General features: G+C 64.6%; 24 protein-coding genes and 1 riboswitch. Of the genes, 20 read left to right on the top strand and 4 right to left on the bottom strand.

Translation table 11 applies throughout. The features are described from left to right. From PU724_RS10415 to PU724_RS10380, 8 genes are all read left to right on the top strand, one after another. On the top strand, positions 1–796 hold a 796-nt coding region (locus PU724_RS10415; RefSeq protein ID WP_426213156.1), incomplete at its 5' end, for an ABC transporter permease. A 13-nt stretch (positions 797–809) separates the two neighbouring features. Next, on the top strand, positions 810–1637 hold the full coding sequence (locus PU724_RS10410; RefSeq protein WP_127285658.1) for an ABC transporter permease: 828 nt from the start codon (positions 810–812) through the stop codon (positions 1635–1637). Then, the gene (locus tag PU724_RS10405; RefSeq protein ID WP_127311196.1) at positions 1637–3292 is read left to right on the top strand and encodes an ABC transporter ATP-binding protein; all 1656 of its coding nucleotides are present in this window, start codon (positions 1637–1639) and stop codon (positions 3290–3292) included. Before PU724_RS10410 ends, PU724_RS10405 begins: the two co-directional genes overlap by 1 nt. Before the next feature lie 102 nt (positions 3293–3394). Continuing rightward, entirely contained in the window at positions 3395–4234 is an 840-nt protein-coding gene (locus PU724_RS10400) for an alkaline phosphatase family protein (protein ID WP_354420383.1), read from the top strand. A 268-nt stretch (positions 4235–4502) separates the two neighbouring features. After that, positions 4503–5069, top strand: a complete 567-nt coding sequence (locus PU724_RS10395; protein WP_127310071.1) for a sigma-70 family RNA polymerase sigma factor — start codon at positions 4503–4505, stop codon at positions 5067–5069. Beyond that, entirely contained in the window at positions 5066–5734 is a 669-nt protein-coding gene (locus tag PU724_RS10390) for an anti-sigma factor (protein ID WP_128346217.1), read from the top strand. The genes PU724_RS10395 and PU724_RS10390 overlap by 4 nt, the downstream gene beginning before the upstream one ends. After that, positions 5724–7172: a S8 family serine peptidase gene (locus PU724_RS10385; protein ID WP_354420382.1), complete on the top strand. Its 1449-nt coding sequence runs from the start codon at positions 5724–5726 to the stop codon at positions 7170–7172. Before PU724_RS10390 ends, PU724_RS10385 begins: the two co-directional genes overlap by 11 nt. 416 nt (positions 7173–7588) lie before the next feature. Next, positions 7589–8419 carry an alpha/beta fold hydrolase gene (locus PU724_RS10380; protein ID WP_127310073.1) on the top strand — a complete coding sequence of 277 codons (831 nt, stop codon included), beginning with the start codon at positions 7589–7591 and terminating at the stop codon, positions 8417–8419. Positions 8420–8441: 22 nt separating this feature from the next. Here PU724_RS10380 and PU724_RS10375 read toward each other — a convergent pair whose 3' ends face one another. After that, positions 8442–9464: a substrate-binding domain-containing protein gene (locus PU724_RS10375; protein ID WP_127392523.1), complete on the bottom strand. Its 1023-nt coding sequence runs from the start codon at positions 9462–9464 to the stop codon at positions 8442–8444. Between the two features lie 362 nt (positions 9465–9826). On the opposite strand from PU724_RS10375, the gene PU724_RS10370 reads away from it, so the two are divergent. The 5 genes from PU724_RS10370 to PU724_RS10350 all read left to right on the top strand — a co-directional run bounded on the left by PU724_RS10370 (position 9827) and on the right by PU724_RS10350 (position 16464). Beyond that, positions 9827–11182 carry an ABC transporter substrate-binding protein gene (locus PU724_RS10370; RefSeq protein ID WP_127283622.1) on the top strand — a complete coding sequence of 452 codons (1356 nt, stop codon included), beginning with the start codon at positions 9827–9829 and terminating at the stop codon, positions 11180–11182. Between the two features lie 297 nt (positions 11183–11479). Beyond that, complete coding sequence (locus PU724_RS10365; RefSeq protein ID WP_127283623.1) at positions 11480–12493, top strand: carbohydrate ABC transporter permease; 1014 nt, start codon at positions 11480–11482, stop codon at positions 12491–12493. A gap of 1 nt (position 12494) precedes the next feature. Continuing rightward, positions 12495–13649 carry a carbohydrate ABC transporter permease gene (locus tag PU724_RS10360; RefSeq protein ID WP_127283624.1) on the top strand — a complete coding sequence of 385 codons (1155 nt, stop codon included), beginning with the start codon at positions 12495–12497 and terminating at the stop codon, positions 13647–13649. A 4-nt stretch (positions 13650–13653) separates the two neighbouring features. Beyond that, positions 13654–15318 carry a beta-galactosidase BglA gene (bglA, locus tag PU724_RS10355; protein WP_354420381.1) on the top strand — a complete coding sequence of 555 codons (1665 nt, stop codon included), beginning with the start codon at positions 13654–13656 and terminating at the stop codon, positions 15316–15318. A 33-nt stretch (positions 15319–15351) separates the two neighbouring features. Further along, positions 15352–16464 (top strand): ABC transporter ATP-binding protein, encoded by a 1113-nt coding sequence (locus tag PU724_RS10350; protein WP_127392527.1) that lies wholly within the window; start codon positions 15352–15354, stop codon positions 16462–16464. Positions 16465–16554: 90 nt separating this feature from the next. On the opposite strand, the gene PU724_RS10345 is transcribed toward PU724_RS10350, so the two are convergent. The 3 genes from PU724_RS10345 to PU724_RS10335 all read right to left on the bottom strand — a co-directional run bounded on the left by PU724_RS10345 (position 16555) and on the right by PU724_RS10335 (position 17386). Then, positions 16555–16794, bottom strand: a complete 240-nt coding sequence (locus PU724_RS10345) for a DUF680 domain-containing protein (RefSeq protein ID WP_292170661.1) — start codon at positions 16792–16794, stop codon at positions 16555–16557. 105 nt (positions 16795–16899) lie between these two features. Next, positions 16900–17109 (bottom strand): DUF680 domain-containing protein, encoded by a 210-nt coding sequence (locus PU724_RS10340; RefSeq protein ID WP_127310074.1) that lies wholly within the window; start codon positions 17107–17109, stop codon positions 16900–16902. Between the two features lie 70 nt (positions 17110–17179). Then, positions 17180–17386 (bottom strand): DUF680 domain-containing protein, encoded by a 207-nt coding sequence (locus PU724_RS10335; RefSeq protein WP_354420380.1) that lies wholly within the window; start codon positions 17384–17386, stop codon positions 17180–17182. Positions 17387–17894: 508 nt separating this feature from the next. After that, a riboswitch (cobalamin riboswitch) is annotated at positions 17895–18097 on the top strand. Positions 18098–18219: 122 nt separating this feature from the next. Here PU724_RS10335 and PU724_RS10330 point away from each other — a divergent pair. The 7 genes from PU724_RS10330 to PU724_RS10300 all read left to right on the top strand — a co-directional run bounded on the left by PU724_RS10330 (position 18220) and on the right by PU724_RS10300 (position 25144). Continuing rightward, complete coding sequence (locus tag PU724_RS10330) at positions 18220–19467, top strand: aromatic ring-hydroxylating oxygenase subunit alpha (protein ID WP_354420379.1); 1248 nt, start codon at positions 18220–18222, stop codon at positions 19465–19467. 18 nt (positions 19468–19485) lie between these two features. Further along, complete coding sequence (locus tag PU724_RS10325) at positions 19486–20586, top strand: FAD-binding oxidoreductase (protein ID WP_354420378.1); 1101 nt, start codon at positions 19486–19488, stop codon at positions 20584–20586. A gap of 148 nt (positions 20587–20734) precedes the next feature. Next, on the top strand, positions 20735–21163 hold the full coding sequence (locus PU724_RS10320) for a PqqD family peptide modification chaperone (protein WP_292350612.1): 429 nt from the start codon (positions 20735–20737) through the stop codon (positions 21161–21163). A gap of 36 nt (positions 21164–21199) precedes the next feature. Then, positions 21200–22246, top strand: coding sequence for a serine kinase (locus PU724_RS10315; protein WP_292350610.1), 1047 nt, complete (start codon positions 21200–21202; stop codon positions 22244–22246). After that, positions 22243–22995: a glycosyltransferase family 2 protein gene (locus PU724_RS10310; protein WP_354420377.1), complete on the top strand. Its 753-nt coding sequence runs from the start codon at positions 22243–22245 to the stop codon at positions 22993–22995. The genes PU724_RS10315 and PU724_RS10310 overlap by 4 nt, the downstream gene beginning before the upstream one ends. Beyond that, positions 22995–23672 (top strand): glycosyltransferase family 2 protein, encoded by a 678-nt coding sequence (locus tag PU724_RS10305; protein ID WP_127392631.1) that lies wholly within the window; start codon positions 22995–22997, stop codon positions 23670–23672. Before PU724_RS10310 ends, PU724_RS10305 begins: the two co-directional genes overlap by 1 nt. Continuing rightward, complete coding sequence (locus PU724_RS10300; protein WP_354420376.1) at positions 23672–25144, top strand: nucleotidyltransferase family protein; 1473 nt, start codon at positions 23672–23674, stop codon at positions 25142–25144. The genes PU724_RS10305 and PU724_RS10300 overlap by 1 nt, the downstream gene beginning before the upstream one ends. The last annotated feature ends 3 nt before the right edge of the window (positions 25145–25147 follow it).

Raw genomic sequence — 25147 nt, 5'->3', positions numbered from 1 at the left:
GCGCGAGCAGCTCGGGCTGAACCAGCCTGCCTATCTCCGCTACTTCCACTGGCTGGGCGGCGTGCTCACCGGCGATCTCGGCACCGCCATGTCGAGCGGGCAGGACATTGCGACATCGATCAAGGACCGGCTGTGGAACACGCTGTTCCTCGCCTTCTGGGCGGCGATCGTCGCCGTGCCGCTGGCGATCATCCTCGGTCTGATCGCGGTGCGTTACCGCAATGGCTGGGTCGACAAGCTGATCTCCGGCGTGGCGCTTGCCTCGACCTCGTTCCCGGAATTCTTCATCGGCTATGTGCTCGTCTTTTACTTCGCCGTGCAGCACCAATGGTTCCCGGCCATCTCCACCGTCTATGAGGGCATGCCGTTCGGCGAGCGCATGCAGGCCATCGCCTTGCCTGCGGCGGCGCTGACGTTGGTGGTTCTGGCCCATATGATGCGCATGACGCGCGCGGCGATCCTTAACGTCATGCAGTCGGCCTATGTCGAGACGGCCGAGTTGAAGGGTCTGTCGGCCTTCGCCGTCATCCGCAAGCATGCGTTCCCGAACGCCATCGCGCCGATCATCAACGTCGTCATGCTCAACCTCGCCTATCTCGTCGTCGGCGTCGTCGTGGTCGAGGTGATCTTCGTCTATCCCGGCATGGGACAGTATCTGGTCGACCACGTCACCAAGCGCGACGTGCCGGTCGTTCAGGCGGTCGGCCTGATCTTCGCCGCCGTCTATATCAGCCTCAACATCATCGCGGACATTGCGGCGATCGTCGCCAATCCGCGCCTCAGGCATCCGAAGTAGGAGGGAGCGGGACATGCTGAATATTGCACGCATCCCCCTACCGGCATTGATCGGTATCGTGCTGACCTCGCTGTTCGTGCTGGCAGCGATCTTCGCGCCCTGGATCGCGCCGCACGGCAATGCCGAGATTGTCAGCGACGTCCCTTGGGAACCGATGTCATCGGCGCACTGGCTGGGCACCGACAATCTCGGCCGCGACCTGCTGTCACGCATGATCTACGGCGCCCGCATCACCCTGTTCATCGCGGTGCTGGCCACCGCGCTGTCCTTCTCGCTCGGCGCCATACTCGGTTTTTCGGCCGCGGTGTTCGGCGGCTGGTACGACACCATCCTGTCGCGCCTCATCGACCTGCTGATGTCGATCCCGACGCTGATCATGGCCCTCGTCGTGCTTTCGGTGCTCCCCTCTAACGTGGTGACGCTGATCCTGGTGATGGGGGTTCTCGACTCCACCCGCGTCTACCGGCTGTCGCGCGCGGTCGCCGTCGACATCAACGTCATGGATTATGTCGAAGCCGCCAAATTGCGCGGCGAAGGCAGCGCCTGGATCATCTTCCGCGAGATCCTGCCCAATGCGCTGTCGCCGCTGGTCTCGGAGCTTGGCCTGCGTTTCATCTATGCGGTGCTGTTCTTGTCGACGCTCTCCTTCCTCGGCCTCGGCGTGCAGCCGCCGGATGCCGACTGGGGCGGCATGGTCAAGGAAAACAAGGACGGTATCGTCTTCGGCATCGCGGCGGCGCTGATCCCGGCCGCGGCCATCGCGGCGCTTGCCATCTCCGTCAATCTCGTCGCCGACTGGGTGCTCAACCGGACGGCAAGCCTGAAGGGAGGGCGCGGGTGATGGCCGACACCAAAGCGAAGCCCGGCATGCTGCTCGACATCCGCAACCTGCGCATCGAAGCGACCGTCTATCCGCCCGGCGAGCAGCCGAAGACCATCACCTTGGTGCACGACGTCTCGCTGACGCTGGAAAAGGGCAAGGTGCTCGGCCTGATAGGCGAGTCCGGCGCCGGCAAGTCGACCATCGGTCTGTCGTCGATGGGCTATGGCCGCGGCGGCGTGCGCATCACCGGTGGCGAGGTCATCCTCAACGGACGCGACATCCTGAAGGGCGGCAAGGAAGGCTTCCGCAGGTTGCGCGGCCGCGAGGTCTGCTATGTCGCGCAGTCTGCGGCCGCAGCCTTCAATCCCGCCCACCGGCTGATGGACCAGGTGGTCGAAGCTGCCCTTCTGCACGGCACGGCGACCCGGGCCGAGGCCGAGAAACGTGCCGTCGCGCTGTTCAAGAAACTCAGCCTCCCCAACCCGGAAACCATTGGCGAACGCTTCCCGCACCAGGTCTCCGGTGGTCAGCTGCAGCGCGTCATGACGGCGATGGCGCTGTGCTCCGAACCCGACCTGATCGTCTTCGACGAGCCGACCACCGCGCTCGACGTGACGACGCAGATCGACGTGCTGGCGGCGATCAAGGACGCCATCCGCGACACGCATGTCGCGGCGCTCTACATCACCCATGACCTTGCCGTCGTCGCCCAGGTGTCGGACGAGATCATGGTGCTGCGCCACGGCCGGCTGGTCGAATGGGGCGGCACCCGCCAGATCATCAAGGAACCGCGCCAGGAATACACCAACGCGCTGGTCTCGGTGCACGAGATCGCGCACCAGGAGCAAACGCCCGGCACGACGCCGGTGCTGTCGGTGAAGAACGTGACCGCCGCCTATGGCCGCAGCCACATCAAGGTGCTGAAAAACGTTTCGGTCGACATCTTTCCGGGCCAGACGCTGGCCGTCGTCGGCGAGTCCGGTTCGGGCAAGTCGACGCTGGCGCGCGCCATCACCGGCTTGCTGCCGCCCGAGCAGGGCAGCGTCGTCTTCGATGGCCGCACGCTCGGCAACAAGCTCGTCGACCGGCCGAAGGAGGATCTGCGCCAGCTGCAGATGATCTACCAGATGGCCGACGTGGCGATGAATCCGCGCCAGACGGTCGGCACCATCATCGGTCGGCCGCTCGAATTCTATTTCGGCATACGCGGCAGCGAGCGCGACCGGCGCGTCGCCGAGCTGCTCGACAAGATCGAGATGGGCAAGGGTTTCGTCGACCGCTACCCGGCCGAGCTCTCCGGCGGCCAGAAGCAGCGCGTCTGCATCGCCCGCTCGCTCGCCGCCAAGCCGAAGCTGATCATCTGCGACGAGGTGACGTCGGCGCTCGACCCGCTGGTCGCGCATGGCATCCTCGAACTGCTGCTCGGCCTGCAGAAGGAGGAAGGCGTCGCCTATCTGTTCATCACCCACGATCTCGCCACGGTGAAGTCGATCGCCGATTCGATCGCGGTGATGTATCGCGGCGAGGTGGTGCGCTACGGCGCCAAGAGCAAGGTGCTGGCACCGCCCTTCGATGCCTACACCGATCTCTTGCTGTCCTCGGTTCCCGAAATGGAGATCGGCTGGCTGGAGAAGGCGATCGCGGGTCGTCGCATGGCGAGCGCGGGCAACTAGGGCCCAGGAAGCATCGGCCTGCCCGTTTCACGGGTGTGGGCGCCGCGTGTCCGAGAGACCCGCGGCGTTCCGATTTCAAAGGACATTGGAATGGAGCCGCCGGTGGCGCTCGCGACAAAGCTTCTGCTTATCATCCTCGACGGCGTGCCCTACCGGAACTGGCGCCGGCTCATGGGTAATCTCGAAGGCTGGGTCCAGTCGGGCGAGGCGCGGGTCTGGAAGATGCGCTCGGTGCTCCCGTCGACCTCGGCCTGCTGCTATGCCTCGATCCACACCGGCGTTGCGCCGCAGGTGCATGGCATCCTGTCCAATGAGAACCGGTTCAGGGTCGAGCAGCCGGACATCTTCTCCGAGGTCAGCAAGGCCGGCGGCAGGACGGGCGCGGTCACCCATTCCTACTGGTCGGAATTCTTCCGCTCCTATCCGTTCGACCTCGTCGAGGACATGGAGTTCGACGAGCCGGGCGGGCCGATCACCCATGGCCGCTTCCACACCATGACCGGCTACAATGCCAGGAACCAGATGACGCCCAGCGATGCCGACCTGTTCGCCACGCTGACCATGCTGGCCAGGCGCCACGGCATCGACTACGGCATCCTCCACACCTGCACGCTGGATTCGATGGGGCATCGCTTCGGCCATGACTGCCATGAGATGGACCATGCCGTCTATGCGATGGATGCCATGCTCGCCGGCTTCCTGCCGCTCTGGCGGCAAGCCGGCTACGAGGTGATCGTCACCGCCGACCATGGCCAGACCGACCGCGGCCACCACGGCGGCCATGACGACGAGATGCAGGATTTCGCCCTATACTATTTCGGCCCGGGCAAAGGTCCCGAGCCAGACACGCTGCTCGACCAGTTGCAGCTGGCGCCGACGGTGCTGAAGGGCCTCGGCGTGCCCGTGCCAGAGACGATGAAGGCGAAGCCGTTTTTGGGGTGAAACGCGGCGTTGGCGCCCCCTCTCCCCGTCACTATACGGGGAGAGGGTAAGGGTGAGGGGCAGCGCCAACATCGACAATTGCCGACGCCGGCGCCGCCCCTCATCCGCCTGCCGGCAGCTTCTCCCCGTATAGTGACGGGGAGAAGGCAGATACTCTGGCAACGTCCCCGCTCTTCGGTTAGCCTCCCGAAAATTCCTTGGCGGAAGGATGAACCTTTTTGGACCGATCGGCGACAGAGCTACGAGGAGCCAGGCGGCTCGACCGGCCATGACGGCGGCGATGGAGACCGATCGCGCGCTTGTCGACCGGGTCGCGAAGGGCGACCGGGCTGCCGTGCGGCTCCTGTTCATGCGTCACCATGCGCGGGTCTACCGTTTCGTGGTGCGCCAGACGGGATCGGAAATGATGGCCGACGATATCGCGAACGAGGTGTTCCTCGAACTGTGGCGCCAGGCGCCCAGCTTCGAAGGGCGCTCGGAAGTCTCGACATGGCTGCTCGGCATCGCCCGCTTCAAGGCGCTGTCCTCGCTGCGCAAGAAGAAGGAGGACTGGATCGACGACGATGACGCGGCCCAGGTCCCCGACAGCGCCGACACGCCGGAAGTCGTCACCATGAAGGAAGACAAGGGCGCCGCCCTGCGGCGCTTCGTCGACGCCCTGCCGGAGGAGCATCGCACGGTGATCGACCTCGCCTATTACCACGGACAGTCGGTGACCGAGATCGGCGAGGTGCTCGGCATTCCCGTCGCCACCGTCAAGACCAGGATGTTCTACGCCCGCAAGAAACTCGGCGAGGCCCTCAAGGCTGCCGGTTACGACAGGGGGTGGCCATGAGCGCCGCTGAAAAGATGTCGCGCCGCGACGAGATGGAAACGCTGCTGCCGTTCTACCTGAACGGCTCGCTGGAAGGCGCCGAGCTGGAAGCCGTCGAGGAATGGCTGGCGAACGATCCGGCCGCACTTGCCGCGCTCGGCGAGGCCGAGGCCGAATTCTCCGGCACCGCCGCCGCCAACGAGGCGATCCGCCCGCCGGCCGATGCGCTGAGCCGCTTCGCCCGCGCCCTCGAAGCCGAGGCCGGTCCGGCGCGTGCGCCGGCCAGCCCGTCATGGCTCACGCAGGCCCTCAATCGCTTCATGGCGGTGCCCGCCACCGTCGCCTGGGCGGCTGCGGCGGCCCTGCTGGCGCTGGTGGTGGTGCAATCCTTCGTTGAGCCCGGCGGCAAGGGCAACGATTTCGAGATCGCCGGCGCCGAGGACGAGCTGGCGAAGCTGCCGTTCGCGCTGGTCAAGTTCAAGCCGGAGGCGAAGATGGCTGATATCGCCGCCTTCCTCGATCGGAACAGGCTGAAAATCGCCGGCGGGCCGACCGCCGACGGCGTCTTCCGCATCGCCATCCCGGCCGAGACCGGAGACGACTACAAGAAGCTGCTCGGCCTTATTGCCGCCCAGCCTTTCGCCGATGCTGTGATCGAGGGAAGGAAACCGGCCAGTGGCGGCTAAACCGGTCATCGCGTTTGGGTTCCTGCTGGCGGCGATGACAATCGCCGCCACGCCCGTTTTTGCCCAGAGCGAGGACCAGCCGCCGGCCAAGACCGGGTGTCCCGACGGGACAAACGCCGCCGGCGCCGACTGCGCCAAGGATGATGGCGGCGGTACGCCTGGTGCCGGCCCTGCAGGCGCCGTCTTTCTGCCTGCCCTGATCGTCGACCTGTTCCCCAATCCTCCCGGCGGCGCGACGCCGGTGCCGACGCCCGATCCGCGTCGCGATCCGGCCAGCTCGCTGCCGCCGCCGGCCCAGCCCGCGCCGCCCGTGCAAGCGCCGGCGCTTGGCGGTCCGATCATTTCGCCGACCGACCTCATCGCCACCGACCCGCAGCGCGCCATCGTCGGCGATTTCGTGCCGGACGAGGTGCTGGTGACGGTCGACGGCGATGCCGCCACCGTGCAGCAGATCGCCGCTTCCTTCGGGCTCGAAGTGCGCTCCGAGCGGCAGTCGCGCCTGCTCGGCACCACGCTGGCGCGCTTCGGCATTCCCGACGGCCGCCCGGTCGGCGTCGTGCTGGCGCAACTGGCCGCCGACGGCCGCACCAGGCGCCGCGAGCCCAACCATGTCTATTCGCTGCAGCAGGCGGCCGGCATCGTCAACTATGCCTTCGACCGCATCGCGCTCGATGCTGACCAGGCGAGCGGCGAGAATGTCCGCGTCGCCGTCATCGACACCGGCATCGACGACACCAACCCGGCGCTGTCGGGCGTCATCGCCGACCAGTTCGACGCCATGCCCGCCGTGGCGGTCGAAAAGCGCGACCACGGCACCTCGATCGATGGCCTGATCGCCGGCGTCGGCGCGCTCAAGGGCATGGCGCCTGGCGCGAAGATCTACCATGCCCGCGCCTTCGAGGGCGGCAAGTCGACCATGGACGTCATCCTGTCGGCGCTCGACTGGGCGGCAGAGCAGGATGTGCGCATCATCAATATGAGCTTCGTCGGCCCGAAGAACGACCTGCTTGGCATTGCCTGCCGCAATGCCCGCGCGCTGGGCATCGTCCTGGTCGCCGCCGCCGGCAACAACGGCCCGAAGGCTCCCTATGGCTACCCGGCCGCCTTCGACGGCGTCATCGCGGTGACCGCCACCGACGCCAAGGACGGGCTGATGCCGCAGGCCAATCGCGGCGCCTATGTCTTCATCTCCGCTCCCGGCGTCGAGGTGGTGGCGCCGAGCGGCGCCGGCTCGGACGTGGTGACCGGCACCTCCTTCGCCGCCGCGATCGTCAGCGGCGCCATCGCCAATTTGATCCACGCCGCGCCGGACCGCTCGGCCGACGACATCGAGAAGGCGCTCGCCGCCACCGCCAAGGATCTCGGCCCGAAAGGGCGAGACAATGATTTCGGCTATGGGCTGCTGGATACCAAGGCGGCCGAGACGGCGAAGGAATAGTCCATCGCCAGTATGCGAATGTGAATCGAAATTCCTGAAGGTTCGATAAATGAGAAGCTCTCAAATGGAGATATACTTCTGGTCATCGGTTTTATATTACATCGTGTTCGGAGTCGCATCTATAGCTATTATTATTTCGACCGACGCACTTGGTATTTCATGGACCCTCATCGCAGTAGTTGGATACATTACTCTAATTTATACTCTCAACATATGGCGACGGAGGAGGCATCCGAGAAGCGTCTATCAGATTAAGTTGGCGCAACGGCGATCGGACGACTAGTTGCGGCCGTCCGCGGTAGGTTCAACTCTATTGCTCTGGGCCTTCTACCCCGGCGCCCCGGCCACAGAACCCCGCACCACCAGATCCACCGGCCAGACCTCGCCGCGGTGTCCGGAGTGCTTGGAGAATCTCGATGTCGTGGAAACTGGATGAAACCGCGCAAACGTCTGCGGGCGCGGTGGCGGCGGGTCGGGCTGGCAACGGGCCATCGCTCGTGCTTGCCCATGGCTGGCCGTGGTCCTCGTTCTCATGGCACCGGATCATTCCGGCCCTGGCGCGGCGATACCATGTCCATTGGTACGACATGCCCGGATACGGGCGATCCGACAAAGCCGCGGACCAGCGCACCTCGCTCGATGTGCAAGGCAAGGTCTTTGCAGAGATGCTTGCCCATTGGCGCCTCCAGCGGCCCATGGTTGTTGCCCACGACATGGGAGGCGCGACGACGTTGCGGGCGCATCTGCTGCACGGCTGTGATTTCGACCGCTACGTTTTGATGAATGTCGTCGCCATGCGCCCCTGGGGATCGGAGTTCTTCGACCATGTCGGCCGTCACGTGGATGCCTTCCTGGGCTTGCCGGCGCACATCCATGAAGCCGTCGTGGCGGCTTACGTCAAGGGAGCGATCGTCAATGAGATCGATCCTGGAGATTTCGACAAGCTTGTGGAGCCGTGGCTGTCCGAGGAGGGAAGGGTGAGCTTCTATCGGCAATTCGCGCAAGCCGATGAAAGATACACCGCCGAGGTCGAGCCGATGTTCAAAGATATACGCTGTCCGGTAGAGATCATCTGGGGCGAGGACGACCCATGGATACCGCTGGAGCGAGGCAAAGCGCTTCACGCACTCATCCAGCAGGCATCGTTCGAAACACTGCCCGGCGTCGGCCATCTTCCTCAGCTCGAAGCGCCAGATCTGGTGCTGGGGCGGCTGAACAGGTTCTTGTCACGCGAACCCGAAGGCTGATCCGCATGGTTTGAGTTTGATCCTACGTAGGCGCCCCGGCCACAGACCCCCGCACCACCAGATCCACCGGCCAGACCTCGCCGCGGGCGCCCTCTTCCAGTCCCGATATGCGCGCCGCGAGACGCTCGGCGACGCGGGCGCCTGCGAGGCGGATCGACGAGCGCGTCGTCGACAGCGGCACCGGGAAATTCTCCGGCTTCAGCCAGGGAAAGACGTCGTCATGCGCGATCAAGGAGAGGTCGCCGGGAATGGAGAGGCCAAGGTCGCGCACCGCGCGCACCACGCCGAGCGACATGATCAGGCTGGAGCAGGCGATCGCCGTCGGCGGCTCGCTCTGCTCGAGCAGGCGCCTGGCGGCGCGGTAGCCGTTCTCCTCGGTCATGGTGAGCGAACAGATATGGCGCTCGCCAAGCACGAGGCCAGTCGTGGCGAGTGCGCGGCGCATGCCGCGCTCGCGATGGATGGCGAAAGTCTCGCGGTCGTCGCCGTTGATCAGCGCAAGCCGCCTGTGGCCGAGCTGGATCAGCAGCCGCGCCGCCTCGTGGAAGGCGCCCTCGTTGTCGATGTCGAGGAAGGCATAGTCGAAGTCGAAGCCCTCGCTGCGGCCATGAACGATGAAGGGAATGCCGAGCGTGTTGAGCAGCGCCACCCGCCGGTCGGCCGGCCGCGGCGAGGAGATGTAGACCGCGTCGACCTGCCGGTTGGCGACGATGCGCCGGTAGGTTGTCTCCTGGTCGTCGGCGTCCGCCGGCGACAGCACCAGGTCGAGCTCGTGCGAGCGGGCATAGTCGCCGAGGCCGGACAGGAACTCGACGAAGTGCGGATCGATGTCGACGGCGGCGCCGGTCGGCAGGACATAGCCGATCATCCCGGTCTTGCCGGTCGCCAGCCGGCGCGCGCTCGGGTTGGGGCGGTAGCCATGGCGCTTGGCCGCGTCCATCACCCGCCGCCGCGTTTCCTCGTTGACCTCGGGGTAGCCGTTCAGCGCCCGGCTCACCGTGGTCTGCGAAAGCGCCAGCATGTGAGCGAGCTGTTTAAGGTTCACCGGAGGCCTCCAAGCCTCAAAGCGCTTTTAATTTGAGTCAAAACGACAACCAACGCTGGTGACGTCGAACGCGCCGACCATAAGCATCGTTCAGATGGGTTTGAAGCAAAATTTGCTGCTGCAGCGCCAAAAAAACGTGCTGCAGCGCACTTTCTACGCACCTATTTGCAGAAATTAAATCGATTAGCCTTCTGCCCCTCTTGACTTCCGATTGATTCAATGGCGAGATCGAAACGACCAAAGCGCTTTGGAAGACTCTTCGAAAGGTTGCGGTTCCTTTCTGACTGAGTCACAGTCCTGCGGCGTCGGCGGACGGAATGGAGGTTCCGTCCGATTGTTTGTGACCACTGGGAGGAATACCGATGAAGAAGATGCTTCTGCTGGGCGCCGCGTTCGCTACGCTCGCCTTGAGCCTGCCGGCGCAAGCCGAACTGAAGTTCAAGCCGGGCGAGGACCCGCGCTTCAACTGGCAGAACTACGAGGATCTCAAGAAGGTCGACCTCAAGGGCGAGACGCTGACCATCTTCGGGCCATGGCGCGGCGAGGACGAAGGCCTTGTGCGCACCGTTCTCGAATACTTCCAGGAAGCGACCGGCGTCGAGATCAAGTACTCCTCGTCGGAGAATTACGAACAGCAGATCGTCATCGACACCCAGGCCGGCAGCCCGCCCAACATCGCCGTGCTGCCGCAGCCGGGCCTGATTCAGGACCTGGCTTCCAAGGGCCTTTTGACGCCGCTTGGCGACGACACCGCCAAATGGGTCAAGGACAATTACGGCGCCGGCCAGTCCTGGGTCGACCTTGGCACCTTCAAGGACAAGGACGGCAAGCCGGGCTTCTTCGCCTTTCCCTACAAGGCTGACGTGAAGTCGCTGGTCTGGTACTCGCCGGATAATTTCGAGGAAGCCGGCTACAAGGTCCCGAAGACGCAGGAAGAATTGGCCGAGCTCGAAAAGAAGATCATCGCCGACGGCGGCAAGCCGTGGTGCATCGGTCTCGGCTCCGGCGGCGCCACCGGCTGGCCGGCGACCGACTGGGTCGAGGACATCATGCTGCGCACGCAGACCCCCGATGTCTACGACAAGTGGGTGAAGAACGAGATCCCGTTCAACGATCCGGCCGTGGTCAACGCCATCGACATCTTCGGCAAGATCGCGACCGACGACAAGATGGTCGACGGCGGCGCCAAGGCGGTTGCCGCGACCGACTTCCGCGACAGCCCGAAGGGCCTCTTCGCAGTGCCGCCGAAGTGCTACCTGCACCATCAGGCCTCGTTCATCCCGACCTTCTTCCCGGAGGGCACGAAGCTCGGCCAGGATGCCGACTTCTTCTACTTCCCGCCCTATGCCTCGAAGCCCGACCTTGGCACCCCGGTGCTCGGCGCCGGCACGCTGGCCATGATCACCAAGGATTCGAAGGCGGCCCGCGCCTTCATCGAATTCCTGAAGATGCCGCTGGCGCATGAGATCTGGATGGCCCAGGGCGGTTTCGTGACGCCATTCAAGGCGGTCAACAAGGACGCCTATGCCAGCGACGCGCTGAAGAAGCAGGGCGAGATCCTAGCCAACGCCTCGACCTTCCGCTTCGACGGTTCCGACCTGATGCCGGGCAAGATCGGCGCCGGCTCCTTCTGGACCGGCATGATCGACCTCGTCGGCGGCAAGTCCGCCCAGGATGTCGCCACCGACATCCAGAAGAGCTGGGACGCGATCAAGTAGCCGATCGTTCCCGCGGCCGGAAGCTCTTGCTTCCTCCTCCCAAGCGGATCCGGGCCTTTCGCGCCCGGATCCAGCTGGCCCATCACAGCATCTCATCCCGGTAGGGCCGGGATGGACCAGGTTCCAGTCGTTAAAGCCCAGTCGTGAAAGCGTAGACATTCCGGCATGCGGCGCGGCCGGCGGAAGCGGACAGTCCGCTTTCATGTCCCGTTCGCGCTCCAACAACGAGAACAGCGCACGAACTGATCGCCAGGGTCGTTTCAGGCCTGGCCGATCCTGCGCAGGGGAGAGGGACCCATGGCGGCTCAGATTTTCTCGGCCATATTCGTCATCATCGTCGGCGTCGGCGGTTGCGTCGCCTATTTCTGGGGTGCCAACAAGGCGCTCGACACCATCTTCCCCTCGCGCGGCGTCAGCGGCTCAGCCGCCGTCGACAATCTGCGCCGGCAGGGGCTGATCCGTCCCTGGCTGTTCGTTGGGCCGGCCATGATCATCCTCACCATCTATCTGATCTATCCGGTGGTCGAGACGCTGAGGCTATCCTTCCTCGACCGCGGCGGCGCGAGCTTCGTCGGCTTCGCCAACTACGAATGGGCGTTCGGCGACCGCGAGTTCCGCAACTCGATCCTCAACAACATCGTCTGGCTGGCGGTGGTGCCGGCGGCCTGCACGTTCCTTGGCCTGATCATCGCCGTGCTCACCGACAAGATCTGGTGGGGCACCATCGCCAAGAGCCTGATCTTCCTGCCGCTGGCGATTTCCTTTGTCGGCGCCAGCGTGATCTGGAAATTCATCTACGAATATCGCGGCGAGGGCCAGGTCCAGATCGGCCTGCTCAACGCCATCATCCAGTATTTCGGCGGCCAGCCGCAGGTCTGGATATCGCTGCCGTTCTGGAACAATTTCTTCCTGATGGTCATCCTGATCTGGATCCAGACCGGCTTTGCCATGGTGATCCTGTCGTCGGCGCTGCGCGGCATTCCCGAGGAGACGATCGAGGCCGCGGTGATCGACGGCGCCAACCCGTTCCAGATCTTCTGGAAGATCATGGTGCCACAGATCTGGGGCACCATCGCCGTGGTCTGGACCACCATCACCATCCTGGTGCTGAAGGTCTTCGACATCGTGCTGACCATGACCAACGGCCAGTGGAACAGCCAGGTGCTGGCCAATCTGATGTTCGACTGGATGTTCCGCGGCGGCGGCGATTTCGGCCGCGGCGCAACGATCGCCATCATCATCATGATTGCCGTCATTCCGATCATGGTCTGGAACATCCGCCAGGCCAACAAAGAGACGGGAGGACACTGAAATGGCCGCCTCGACCGGAAAGTCCTTCGCCAGCCGTTTCGGCGTCCACATCGCGGTGCTGATCTTCGTCGCCATCTGGACCGTGCCGACGCTCGGCATCCTGGTCTCCTCGCTGCGCGACAAGGACCAGATCATCGCCTCCGGCTGGTGGAACTCGTTCGCCAGCTCCAGCCAGACCGGAGCCGGCCGGCTGCCCGCCGCCTCGGCGCAGGTCGAGAAGGATGGCAAGTTCGTCATCGCGGGCAACATCTTCGGCGACGGCGCCAAGCGCGATATCAGCGCCTTCGGCGTCAAGTCGGCGGCGCCCACGCAATACCCGGCCGGCTCGACCGCCGATCTCGGCGACGGCGTGACCCTGCAGGTCAATGCCGACGGCAGCTTCGTGCTTGCCTCGCCCAAGGCCTTCGAGGGCGACCGCGGCCAGCGCGTCTACTTTGCCTCGTCGGCGCCGCCGAAATTCACCACCGACAACTACAAGACGGTGCTGTTTTCGGAGGGCATCGGCCGCTCCTTCATGAACTCGCTGACCGTCACCATCCCGGCGACCGTGATCCCGATCCTGATCGCCGCCTTTGCCGCCTACGCGCTGGCCTGGATGCGCTTTCCCGGCCGGGCCCTGCTGATCGCGGTGATCATCGGCCTGCTCGTCGTGCCGCTGCAGATGTCGCTGATCCCCTTGCTCAAGCTCTACAACGGCGTCGGTTCGTTCTTCGGCGTGCCGTCGAAGACCTATCTCGGTATCTGGCTTGCGCATACCGGCTTCGGTCTGCCCTTCGCCATCTATCTGCTGAGGAGCTACATTGCCGGGCTGCCGCGAGAGATCATGGAATCGGCGCGCATCGACGGCGCCAGCGATTTCGAGATCTTCGTCAAGATCGTGCTGCCGCTGTCCTTCCCGGTGCTTGCCTCCTTCGCCATCTTCCAATTTCTTTGGGTATGGAACGATCTCTTGGTGGCGATGGTTTTCCTCGGTACAGAGGCCGACCAGATCGTGCTGACCGCCAAGCTGAACGCGCTGCTCGGCTCACGCGGCGGCGACTGGGAGATCCTCACGACATCGGCGTTCGTGACCATCATCGTGCCGCTGATCGTGTTCTTCTCGCTGCAGCGTTATTTCGTACGCGGGCTGCTTGCCGGCTCGGTGAAAGGAGGTTGAGATAATGCAATCGGCTTTGAAGGCGACGTCGAGGCCCGACCCCGCCGTCGATCGCGACTGGTGGCGGGGCGCGGTGATCTACCAGATCTATCCGCGCTCCTATCAGGACTCCAACGATGACGGCATAGGCGACCTCAAGGGCATTGTCCGCAGGCTGCCCTACATCGCCTCGCTCGGCGTCGACGCCATCTGGATCTCGCCCTTCTTCAAGTCGCCGATGAAGGACTTCGGCTACGACGTATCGGACTATTGCGACGTCGACCCGATGTTCGGCACGCTCGCCGATTTCGATGCGCTGGTGGCGGAAGCGCATCGGCTTGGCCTCAAGGTGATGATCGACGAGGTGCTGTCGCATACCGCCGACATCCATCCCTGGTTCAAGGAAAGCCGTTCGAGTCGCAGCAATCCGAAGGCCGACTGGTATGTGTGGGCCGACGCCCGGCCGGACGGCACGCCTCCCAACAACTGGCTGTCGATCTTCGGCGGCTCGGCCTGGCAATGGGACACCAGGCGCCAGCAATACTACCTGCACAATTTCCTCGCCGAGCAGCCCGACCTCAACTTCCACAACGCGGAGGTCCAGGACGCGCTGCTCGACGTGACCCGTTTCTGGCTGGAGCGCGGTGTCGACGGCTTCCGCCTCGACACGATCAATTTCTATTTCCACAGCCAGGGGCTGGAGAACAATCCGCCGCTGCCGCCCGAGGAGCGCAACGACCAGACGGCACCGGCCGTCAACCCCTACAACTACCAGGACCATATCTACGACAAGAGCCGGCCGGAGAACCTCGGCTTCCTCGAACGCTTCCGCGCCCTGCTCGACGAATATCCGGCGCAGGCAGCGGTCGGCGAAGTCGGCGATTCGCAGCGCGGCCTGGAAGTGGTGGCCGCCTACACCGCCGGCGGCAAGCGCGTCCACATGTGCTATTCCTTCGACTTCCTGGCGCCCGAAAAGATCAGCGCCGCCAAGGTGCGCACGGTGCTGGAAGCCTTCGGCAAGGTCGCCAGCGACGGCTGGTCGTGCTGGGCCTTCTCCAATCACGACGTGATGCGGCCGGCCTCGCGCTGGGCCGCCAGCGAGGCCGATCCGACCGCCTATCTCAAGGTGATCTCGGCGCTGCTGATGTCGCTGCGCGGCTCGGTCTGCCTCTATCAGGGCGAGGAGCTCGGCCTCGGCGAGGCGGATCTCAGCTTCGAGGACCTGCAGGACCCCTACGGCATCCGTTTCTGGCCCGAATTCAAGGGCCGCGACGGCTGCCGTACGCCGATGGTGTGGGATGCCGCCGCCAAGAATGGCGGCTTCTCGGCGGCCAAGCCGTGGCTGCCGGTGCCCGGCAAGCATCTTTCGCAGGCGGTGAACGTGCAACAGGGCGATGCAAGCTCGCTGCTCGAGCACTACCGGCGCTTCCTCGCCTTCCGCCGCCAGCATCCGGCGCTGGCCAAGGGCGACATCGACTTCATCGAAAGCGCGGGCGACACCGTCGCCTTCACCCGCCGCGAGGGCAATGAGCGTGTCGTCTGCGTCTTCAACCTGGGCAGCAAGCCGGCCGAGGTCGATCTCGGCGGCGGCTCGCTGCAGCCCTTGCCCGGGCACGGCTTTTCGGGCCAAGCTGGCGCCGGCTCCATCCGCCTTGGCGGCTACGGCGCCTGGTTCGGGCGCATCGACTGAGTTTTTGAAACGGACGTCACTGGGAGGACAATCATGGCCGATGTCACGCTGAGGCAAGTCAAGAAGTCGTACGGCAATCTCAACATCCTGCACGGCATCGACCTCGACATTAAGTCGGGCGAGTTCATCGTTTTCGTCGGCCCGTCCGGCTGCGGCAAGTCGACCTTGCTGAGGTCCATCGCCGGGCTCGAGGAGATCACCTCGGGCGAACTCAAGATCGCCGGCGACGTCGTGAACGACGTGCCGCCGTCGAAGCGCGGCATCGCCATGGTGTTCCAGTCCTACGCGCTCTATCCGCACATGACCGTCTACGACAACATGGCCTTCTCGATGAAGATCGGCAAGGAAAGCAAGGCCGAGATCGACAAGCGGGTGCGGCAGGCGGCCGAGATCCTGCAACTGACCAAATATCTCGACCGGCTGCCCAAGGCGATGTCGGGCGGCCAGCGCCAGCGCGTCGCCATCGGCCGCGCCATCGTGCGCAACCCGAAGGTATTCCTGTTCGACGAGCCGCTGTCCAACCTCGACGCCGCACTTCGCGTCGCCACCCGTATCGAGATCGCCAAGCTGAAGGAATCGATGCCGAACACGACGATGATCTACGTCACCCACGACCAGGTCGAGGCGATGACGCTGGCCGATCGCATCGTGGTGCTGAAGGAAGGCCGCATCGAGCAGGTCGGCACGCCGATGGAGCTCTACAAGCGGCCCGGTAATCTGTTCGTTGCCCAGTTCATCGGCTCACCGGCCATGAACATCCTGCCGGCGAAGATCGAAAAGGCCGGCGACCCGACCGTCATCAGCCATGTCGGCGGCCGCAAGGCGACGGTGCCGATCGCCACACCCGCCTCGGCGAATGGTGCGGCGGTGAGTTTCGGCGTGCGGCCGGAAGACCTGGCGATCGCTACCGGCACCGAGTATCTGTTTGAGGGAACGGTGGACTATGTCGAGCAGCTCGGCGAGGTCCAGCTCGTCTATGTCGACATCGGCCGCGCCGACCTGCCGCTGGTGACGAAACTGCCGGGCAATGTCGAGGTCAAGCGCGGCGCTGTGCTGCGGCTCAACGCCGATCCCGGCGACCTGCACATCTTCGACGCTGACGGCCACTCCTTCACGCTTCATATGGCGGAAGCCAAGGCGGCCTGACCTTCACGTGAGACAAAAAAGGAGCGGCGGGCTGTGCCCGCCGCTCTTGCTATTTCAGCCCGGTCCATCCCGATCCGGGATGGACGGCTGTTAGCGCCCGAACAGGTTGCGGTCGCTACCCTGAGGCGCGGACTTCTCGACATCGCCCGACGAGTTCAGCAGCTTGTAGACCGGCGAGCTGGTGTCGCGCGTCGACGACGTCTGCGTGGTGTCGACGTTGGCGGCCGGCCGCTGATTGTTGATGTCGGTCCCACCAACATTGTCGTTGCGGGCATAGGCGCTGCCGGCGGCGATCAAAAGTGCGGCGGCAGTAAGAGCAATCTTCTTCATTTTGGGTACTCCTGGATTTGCGTAGGAGCGGCGGGCCAGCCGCCGCGTCCGGCTTCCGTTTGGCCGCGACCCGAACCGGAGGTCCGGGATCGCGGTCCGGTCGGTTTAGTTGTTGCCGAAGAGGTTACGGTCGCTGCCCTGGTTGGCGGGCTGCTCGGCGGCCGGTTCCGACTTCTTGATCGATGCCGTGTACGAGCTGTCGACGGCAGCAGCGGGCTGATTGGCACCGTTGGAACCGTAATTGTCGCTGCCGGATGCGAAAGCGCCGCCCGAGATGGCCAGAAGGGCCGCTGTGGCAAGGATGATCTTCTTCATTTTAGTGCTCCTGAATTTCTGACGATCCCGAGCGGCAGGCTCTTGCCCACCGCGGGTCAGGGATCGTGTGTTAGTTGTTGCCGAACAGGTTGCGGTCCGAGCCCTGTGCCGGTGTCTGAGCGGCGGGTTCCGACTTCTCGATCGAAGCCGTGTACGAGCTGTCGACGGCAGCGGCGGGCTGATTGGCACCGTTCGAACCGTAATTGTCGCTGCCACCAGCAAAGGCGCTGCCGGAAATGGCCAGAAGGGCGGCGGCAGTAAGAGCAATCTTTTTCATTTTTGGTACTCCAGTATATTTTTTCCGTCCGTCTAGCGGCGTGTCTTGGGAGGAAATCGCGTCGTTCGGACAGCCCCGATGTGGGAGAGCTATCGGCCGCTTTCCAATCACGAAGTTTTTCCGTCTGGCCTATGAATCTGCACCTTGAAATTGTACCAAGGCCATCTACACGTGACGAAATGCGAAGCAATATCAATTGGTTGATCAAATCGTCCATCGAGCCAAGTGACGATTCCGAAGATCTGCGTTCACACCGTCCTGCACGCATTGTCAACAGAAACGAACCGTTCGGTTCGATTTTAGAATCTCCTAATAGTCACTTTTCTATACTGTTAACCAATTCAGAGCCGCCCAGGGCCGATTCGAACACGGTTTTCTCCGCCTCGATTCGCATGCGGCAGCGTGTGACATCGGTCGCCTTGCAGGGCCAATATCAGCTTCATGGGTCGTGTCGCGCCGCATGGATGCGATGTCGTTTTCATGCCGATGGCGCGGCGGCTGTCGTGATTAAGATCAGACCATCTCAGGTGCCGCTCCGTGACGACGGGACGGAGAATTGGGAAGCCGGTCAGAACCCGGCGCTGCCCCCGCAACGGTGGTGGAGTTCAAAGTCGCGACGGGAGACCACTGGGCCATCGGCCTGGGAAGGTGCCGCGACCGCCCGCCAGGGCACTCCAGAGCCCGGAAACCAGCCAGGGATACTTGAACTCGACTGATCGCGGTGGGCGGTCAAGAGGCGAATGGTGCGTGCCCGGCCATGCCGGCGGCGGTCGTTCTTCTCAATCACCACCAGTTCAGTCCTTGAAGCGGTGCGACAAACGCGAGGACAGGACATGGATGCGCGCAACGACATGCTGAGGCTGCTGCACGGCCGCAGGCCGGGCTTTTCGCTTGAACAGCCTTTCTATACCGACCCGGACTATTTCAAGCTCGACATGGAGCTGATCTGGTACCGCGACTGGCTGTTCATCGGCCACGATTGCGAATTGCCGAAGCCGGGCTGCTACATCACCGCGCAGGTCGGCGACTATCCGGTAGTCCTGGTTCGCGACCAGCAAGGCAGGGTCAATGCCTTCCATAATTCCTGCCGCCATCGCGGCAGCCGCGTCTGCAACGCCGAGAAGGGCACCGCGGCGAAGCTCGTCTGCCCCTATCATCAATGGACCTACGAGCTCGACGGCAGGCTGCTGTTCGCCCGCCAGATGGCGGATGGTTTCGACAAGAGCCAGTTCGGCCTGAAGCCGGTCGCTTGCGAAAGCGTCGGCGGCTACATCTTCATCTGCCTGGCGAAGGAGCCCGCCGATTTCGCGCTAATGCGCGCCATGATCGAACCCTATCTCCTGCCGCATCGGTTGAGCGAAGCGAAGGTCGCTTTCGAATCGACCATCGTCGAGAAGGGCAACTGGAAGCTGGTCTGGGAAAACAACCGCGAGTGCTACCATTGCGCCGGCAACCATCCCGAACTCTGCAAGACCTTCCCCGAGGCGCCGACGGTGACCGGCGTGCATGGTGCCGAAAGCGATCCCGAGATGCAGGCGCATTGGGCGAAATGCGAGGCGGCGGGCCTGCCGAGCAAGTTCCGCATCGACCCGGCGGGACAGTATCGCGCCACCCGCGCGCCGCTCTTGCGCGACGCCGTCAGCTACACGATGAGCGGCAAGCGCGCGGTGAGGAAGAACCTTTCCACGAGCGTCTCGGCGGACCGCATCGGCACGTTGATGCACTATCACTATCCGACCACCTGGAACCATATCCTGATCGACCATGCCGTCACCTTCCGGGTGCTGCCGATCAGCGCCACCGAAACCGCGGTGACGACGAAATGGCTGGTCCACAAGGATGCGGTGGAAGGCGTCGATTACGATCTTGCCGAACTCACCCATGTCTGGACCGAGACCAACGACCAGGATCGCCGCATCGTCGAGGAAAATGCTTTCGGCATCCTCTCGCCGGCCTATGAGCCCGGCCCCTATTCGGAGCAGCATGAGGGCGGCGTCATCCAGTTCGTCGAATGGTACGCCTCCTTCATGGGCCCGCGCCTTGCCGAAGGCGGCCGGCCGGCGCTGCGCAGCGTTGCTTGAGGTGAAGGGATGAACGCGATGACGGATCTCGCCCTCTATCGCCATCTCGACGAGATGGCGCCCTGGAACGACCGGCTGCAGGTGCTGGAGGTGATCGGCGTCAGCGACGAGGCGCCGGACGTCAAGACCTTCACCTTCCGCTCCGACAACCAGACCTGGTTCCGCTACAAGCCCGGCCAGTTCGTGACGCTGGAACTGCCGGTCGCCGACGGACCGCTGATGCGCACCTACACGCTGTCCTCATCGCCCTCGCGGCCGTTCTCGATCGCGGTGACGGTGAAGGCGCAGGCCGGCAGCATCGGCACGCGCTGGATGTTCGACAATCTCAAGCCCGGCGCCCATGTGAAGGCCTATGGCCCGGCCGGCGATTTCTCGCTGCACAGCCATCCGGCGGCCAAGTACCTGTTCATCTCGGCCGGCTCCGGCGTAACACCGATGATGTCGATGCTGCGCTGGCTGAACGACTGCGCGCCCTGGACCGATGTCGGCTTCGTCAACTGCGCACGCAGGGCGGAAGAGATCATTTTTCGCAAGGAGCTTGAATTGCTGGGCAGCCGCATGCCCGGCCTGTCGCTCGGCTTCATGATCGAGGAACGCTCCAGCCGCGAGGGCTGGTTCGGTCATATGGGCCGCATCGACGCCATTCGCCTGCCGCTGCTCGCTCCCGACTTCCGCGAGCGCGAGATATTCTGCTGCGGCCCCGACCCGTTCATGCGCGCGGTGCGGCAGATGTTGGAGGCGGCGGGCTTCGACATGGCCAGGTATCACCAGGAAAGCTTTGCCGCGCCGACGGTGGAGGAAGTGCCGGCGCCGTTCGCGCTGCCGGGCGACGGCGGCGTCGAGACCCCCGTCGAGGCCGCGACGCCGGTGCGCTTCTCGCTTTCCGACGTCGACGCCGAATGCCTTGCCGGACAGACCGTGCTGCAGACGGCGCGCGCCTCGGGCGTCAGGATCCCGGCCGCCTGCGAGTTCGGCCTCTGCGGCACCTGCAAGGTCAGGAAGGTCTCTGGCGAGGTCGCGATGAGCCACAATGGCGGCATTCTCGATCACGAGATCGACGACGGCTTCATCCTTGCCTGCTGCTCGAGGCCGCTGACGCGGCTGGAAATCGAGGCCTGATTCCGCCGCGTAGACCCCAAGAATGGCAAGCGGCCTGCCGTGTCCGTCGTCTTGCCAAGCCAGAACCGAGTGTTTACAGGCCTTCCTCGGGGAGAGCGGCCGCCGCAAAGGCGGTTGCTTGCGCGAGCCATGAAGTGGGGCAGGGACAATGCCGCAAGCCAATGTCTACGCAGTCGCGAGCAAGGATATCGTTTTCGAATCCTTCGACGGCGAAGCTGTCGTGCTTGATCTGGCGAGCGGGAAGTATTTCGGGTTCTCCGATTCGGGCAGCCGGGTCTGGCAGGCGCTGTCTTCGGGCGTCGGTGCGCAGGCGCTGGCCGGATCGATAGCCGGCGCAGCGGCGACCGGCGCGACCGGGCTTGACGCCTTCATTGCGCAATTGGTCGAGCTCGGACTGCTGGTGCCTTCCGATGGCACGGCGCAGCCGCTGCCGGACGAACTGGCTGCCGAACTTGCGGTGGCAAACGAGCCGCTCAATGTGAGCGTCCATGACGATCTCGCCGACCTGATCATCGTCGACCCGATCCACGAGGTCGAGGAGCCTCTCGGCTGGCCGGCAGTCAAGCAGGCATCCTGAGAGATCGGCAGCACGTCGGCCGAGCCGGGATAGACCATGCCGCGTGTGACCCTTGAGACATTGCCGGACTACGCCCGCTATCTCATCGCGGCCGCCGAAGACGCGGCGCTCTTTCCGGTCACGCGGACAGTCCGCCTGCCCGCCCTTGAACTGACCGTGCATCTCGAGCCCGGCGCGCTGGCCGACGCGCTTGGCCATGCCTTTGTCGAGGCCGGGGACGATCAGCCGGGATTGCCCGCTTGCCGCATTTTCGTAGGCCATCCCGGCATTGGCGGCATGCCCGAGCCGGCACGATGGGGGGACGCGCATTTCACCGAACACGGTTTCGCGCAGCGTCTCGCCGGCGCCGGTTTGCGCGGCCACTACTTTCACGATCTCGATTTCTGGCAGGTCTACGATCCGCAGCGGCGCGTCGGCGTGCAGTTGATGCGGGCGGCGGATGCCTTTCCGCCGTGGGAAACGGGTTCGCCGCTGCGCGCCTTCCTGCACTGGGAATACGGCGCGCGCGGCATGCGGCTCGCCCATGCCGGCACGCTCGGTGCCGACGGCAGCGGCGTGCTGCTCGCCGGCGCCGGCGGCGCCGGAAAATCAGGCACGGTCGTAGCCGGGCTGCTCAACGGGCTCGACAGTGTCGGCGACGACTATGTGCTGGTCGATCTTTCGAGCAGCGTGATCGCCCGGCCGCTATTTTCGGTGCTCAAGCAGGACCCGAAGGGATTTGCCCGGCTCGGACTGAAAGACCGACTGGGCAGCGACAGGCCGCTCAACTGGCAAGGCAAGCATGTTTTCCACATAGGGGATATCGCCTCCAGGCCGATCCCCGGCACGCTGGACATCGTTGCGCTGATGGTGCCACATATCGGCGCTGGTGGGACAAGCTCGATCATGCCGATGTCGCGCAGGGACGCCATGATTGCGCTGGCGCCGTCGGGGATCGCGCAGATGCCGGGCGAGCGGGAAAGCGGCTTTCGCTTCTTCAGCGATCTTACCCGACTGCTGCCGTGCTACCGTCTGTCCCTGGGCACGGATCCCGGCGAGATCGCCGGCACCATTGCGGATTTCCTCGCGCGGGGCGCTTCGTGAAACTGAGCGTGATCATGCCGGTCTACAACCGCGAGCGCTATGTCGTCCCGGCATTGCGTTCGCTGCTCAGGCAATGCGACGCCGCCGATCTCGACATCATCGTCATCGACGACGGCTCGACCGACGGTTCAGCCGACGCCGTGCGCTCGATGATTGGCGAGAGCCCCTGCATCCGCCTGTTCCAGCAACAGAACGCGGGCGTGACCCGGGCCCGCAACACCGGGCTCAGGCTGCTCAAGCCGGACACCGAGCTGGTTTCTTTCCTCGATTCCGACGACATCTCGCCGGCCGGGCGTTTCGAGGCCGATGTCGAGCTGTTCCGGAAAGATCCCGGCCTTGAGCTCAGCTATTCGAGAATGATGCTGGTCGACAACATCGATGACGAGCGGTTGGAGCCGGCCGCGGACAGCTACCGCATCACCGTCCGCGGCATCCACCTGTCCTCGGCGATCTTCTCGCGCCGCCTGGTCGAGCGCATTGGCTGGTTCGACGAGGAGTTCGCCCAGGCGGAAGACACGGACTATCTGCTTCGCGGCTTCGAGATCGGCCCCCGTTATGTGCTCCCGGAAACGGTGGCGCTCTATTACCGCCGGCATCCCGGCAACATGACCAAGCAGGAAGATGTCCAGTCGCGCGAGTTCCTGCGCGCCATATACAAATCGATGAAGCGGCGCAGGGCCAACCCGTCTCTGCGGCCGATCGAGGGCATCTTCGAACTCGACAAGCTGACCGACTGGCGGTTCATGTGATGAGCGGATATGGCGTCGTCATTCCGGCCTTCAATGCCAGCACCACAATAGCCGAGACGCTGCAATCGGTGGCGGCGCAGACCGTTCGGGCGGAACTGGTCGTGATCGTCGACGACGGGTCGACCGATGACCTCGCTTCCGCGATCGTCGGCGCCGATCTTCCGGTCAAGCTGTTGCGGCAGGACAATGCCGGGCCAGGCAGCGCAACCACCCGAGGCATCGCGGCGCTGTCGACGCCGTTTGTCGCCACGCTCGACGCCGACGATCTGTGGCTGCCGACCAAGATCGAGGCGCAGCTCGCCTATCTCGAACGGTCTCCGCAAACTGCGGGCGTCTTCACCCATCAGCGCAATTTCCGTCATGACCAGCCCGATCTGCCCGACCCGCCCGCGACGCCTGGCTGGTCGCGCACGACGATGGTGATCCGCCGCGAGGTCACTGAGGCCGTCGGGCCGATCGTCGACCCGCCGGGCGGCCGCGGCGAGATGATCGACTGGATCGCCCGGGTGCGCGAAGCGGGCTTCGCCCTCGACATGCTGGATGAGGTGCTGGCGCTCAGGCGTATCAGGCCGGGCAGCCTGTCCTATGGGCGCGATGCCGCGCGCGATCGCGGCTATCTGGAGGTGGTGCGAGCGGCGATGCTGCGCCGGGCGCAAAACAGGCAGGGCTCCGGCTGATGGCCAGGATCCGCGCTATCGGCCGCCGCTTTCCCGACTATGGCTGGTCCTGGCCCACAGGCGGGCTCGACCAGCTGCTCAAGGCGGCTCTGCTTCACGACGAGAATGCCGCCCGCGATCGCGCGGCAGGCTGGCTTGACGACAACGACATCGACCATGTCTCGTTCAGGGAGCATCGGCTGCTCGCGGCGATCTCCGACCGGTTCGGCCGCAAGCTCGCCGGCCACGCCGCCTATCCGCGGCTCGTCGGCCTGCAGAAGATGCTGTGGACCAAGTCGCGCATGGCGATGCGCGAGGCCGAGCCGGTGCTAAAGGCGATGGCCGATGCCGGTTGCGCCGTCATGCTGATCAAGGGCGCCAGCCGCATTGCCGTCAACGTCTCGGCGCAGCGCGGCCGCGTCGCGCACGACATCGACATACTGGTGCGTCCGCAAGACATGGAAATTGCCTTCGACGCGTTGCGTGGCCGCGACTGGCAGATCGCCACTGGCGTCAGCCCGCAATATCTCAGGACCAGGCTTGCATCGCTGCGCTCGATGAATTTCTACAAGGGCAATTACGGCGACATCGACCTGCACCAGCTCGCCTATGACGGCTCGCAGCAGAGCGCCGAGGACGACCTCGCGATCTGGCGGCGGGCGGTCCCGGCCGAGTTCAGCGGCGTCGCCGCGCTGGTGCCGTCGCCCGCCGACCGCATTGCGCTCGCCATCGCGCATGGCGGCCTCGACGCCCACACCCACAGCGACTGGCTGGTCGACTGCGCGGTGGCCATCGAAGGCGCCGACGTCGACTGGGACGTGTTCCTCGACATTGCCGCCAGGCGCGGCCTGGCGGTCGCCGCCGCGGTGGCGCTGTCCTATCTCGCGCTGGAGATCGGCATTGCGGTGCCGGACGAAGTGCTGGCACGGGTGATGGAGATGGCCGACCGCCGCGGTATGTCGCGCTGGTCGTCCGTCCTGCAGGCCAAGCCGCGCACCGACTTCGGCGGGCTGACCTGGCTGTCGCGCGGATTTGCCAAGCAGCTTCGGCTGCAGCGCAAGAAGGGAAGATTGCGGCAGGCCGAGCCCGACGTCGTCTGGCGCGGCAAAGCCGCGGCAGCAGGAAAAACCGCCCAGGCCGCTCCCTTCGTGCTTTCGCAGGGCATAGCCGGTCCGCCGGGCGCCGCGCGGGAAATGATGCTGGACGTCGTCGTGCGGATTGCCGTGCCGCCGGTGCGGCGGCGTATCGAAATGGAGATCAATTCGGCCGACCGTCATGTCGCGCGGTTGCGCTCGATGGCGATCAGCCGCGCCGGTGGCGAACGGACCTTGCGCTTTCGCGGCAAGGTGAAGCTCGACCAGACGGGGCAGTGTCTGGTCCTCGAGGCGCGACCGTCGCGACAGTTCCGCGTCTGGGACAACGAGCAGGCCGTCGCCACCTATGGCGCGCTGCCGTTCCAGCTCATTTCGGCAAAATTCTCCCCCGCCGACTGAGGC

It is taken from the genome of Mesorhizobium abyssinicae (genome assembly GCF_049887195.1).
In the GTDB taxonomy this organism is placed as follows: Bacteria; Pseudomonadota; Alphaproteobacteria; order Rhizobiales; family Rhizobiaceae; genus Mesorhizobium; species Mesorhizobium abyssinicae.
This window is presented reverse-complemented; position numbering and strand designations above follow the sequence as displayed.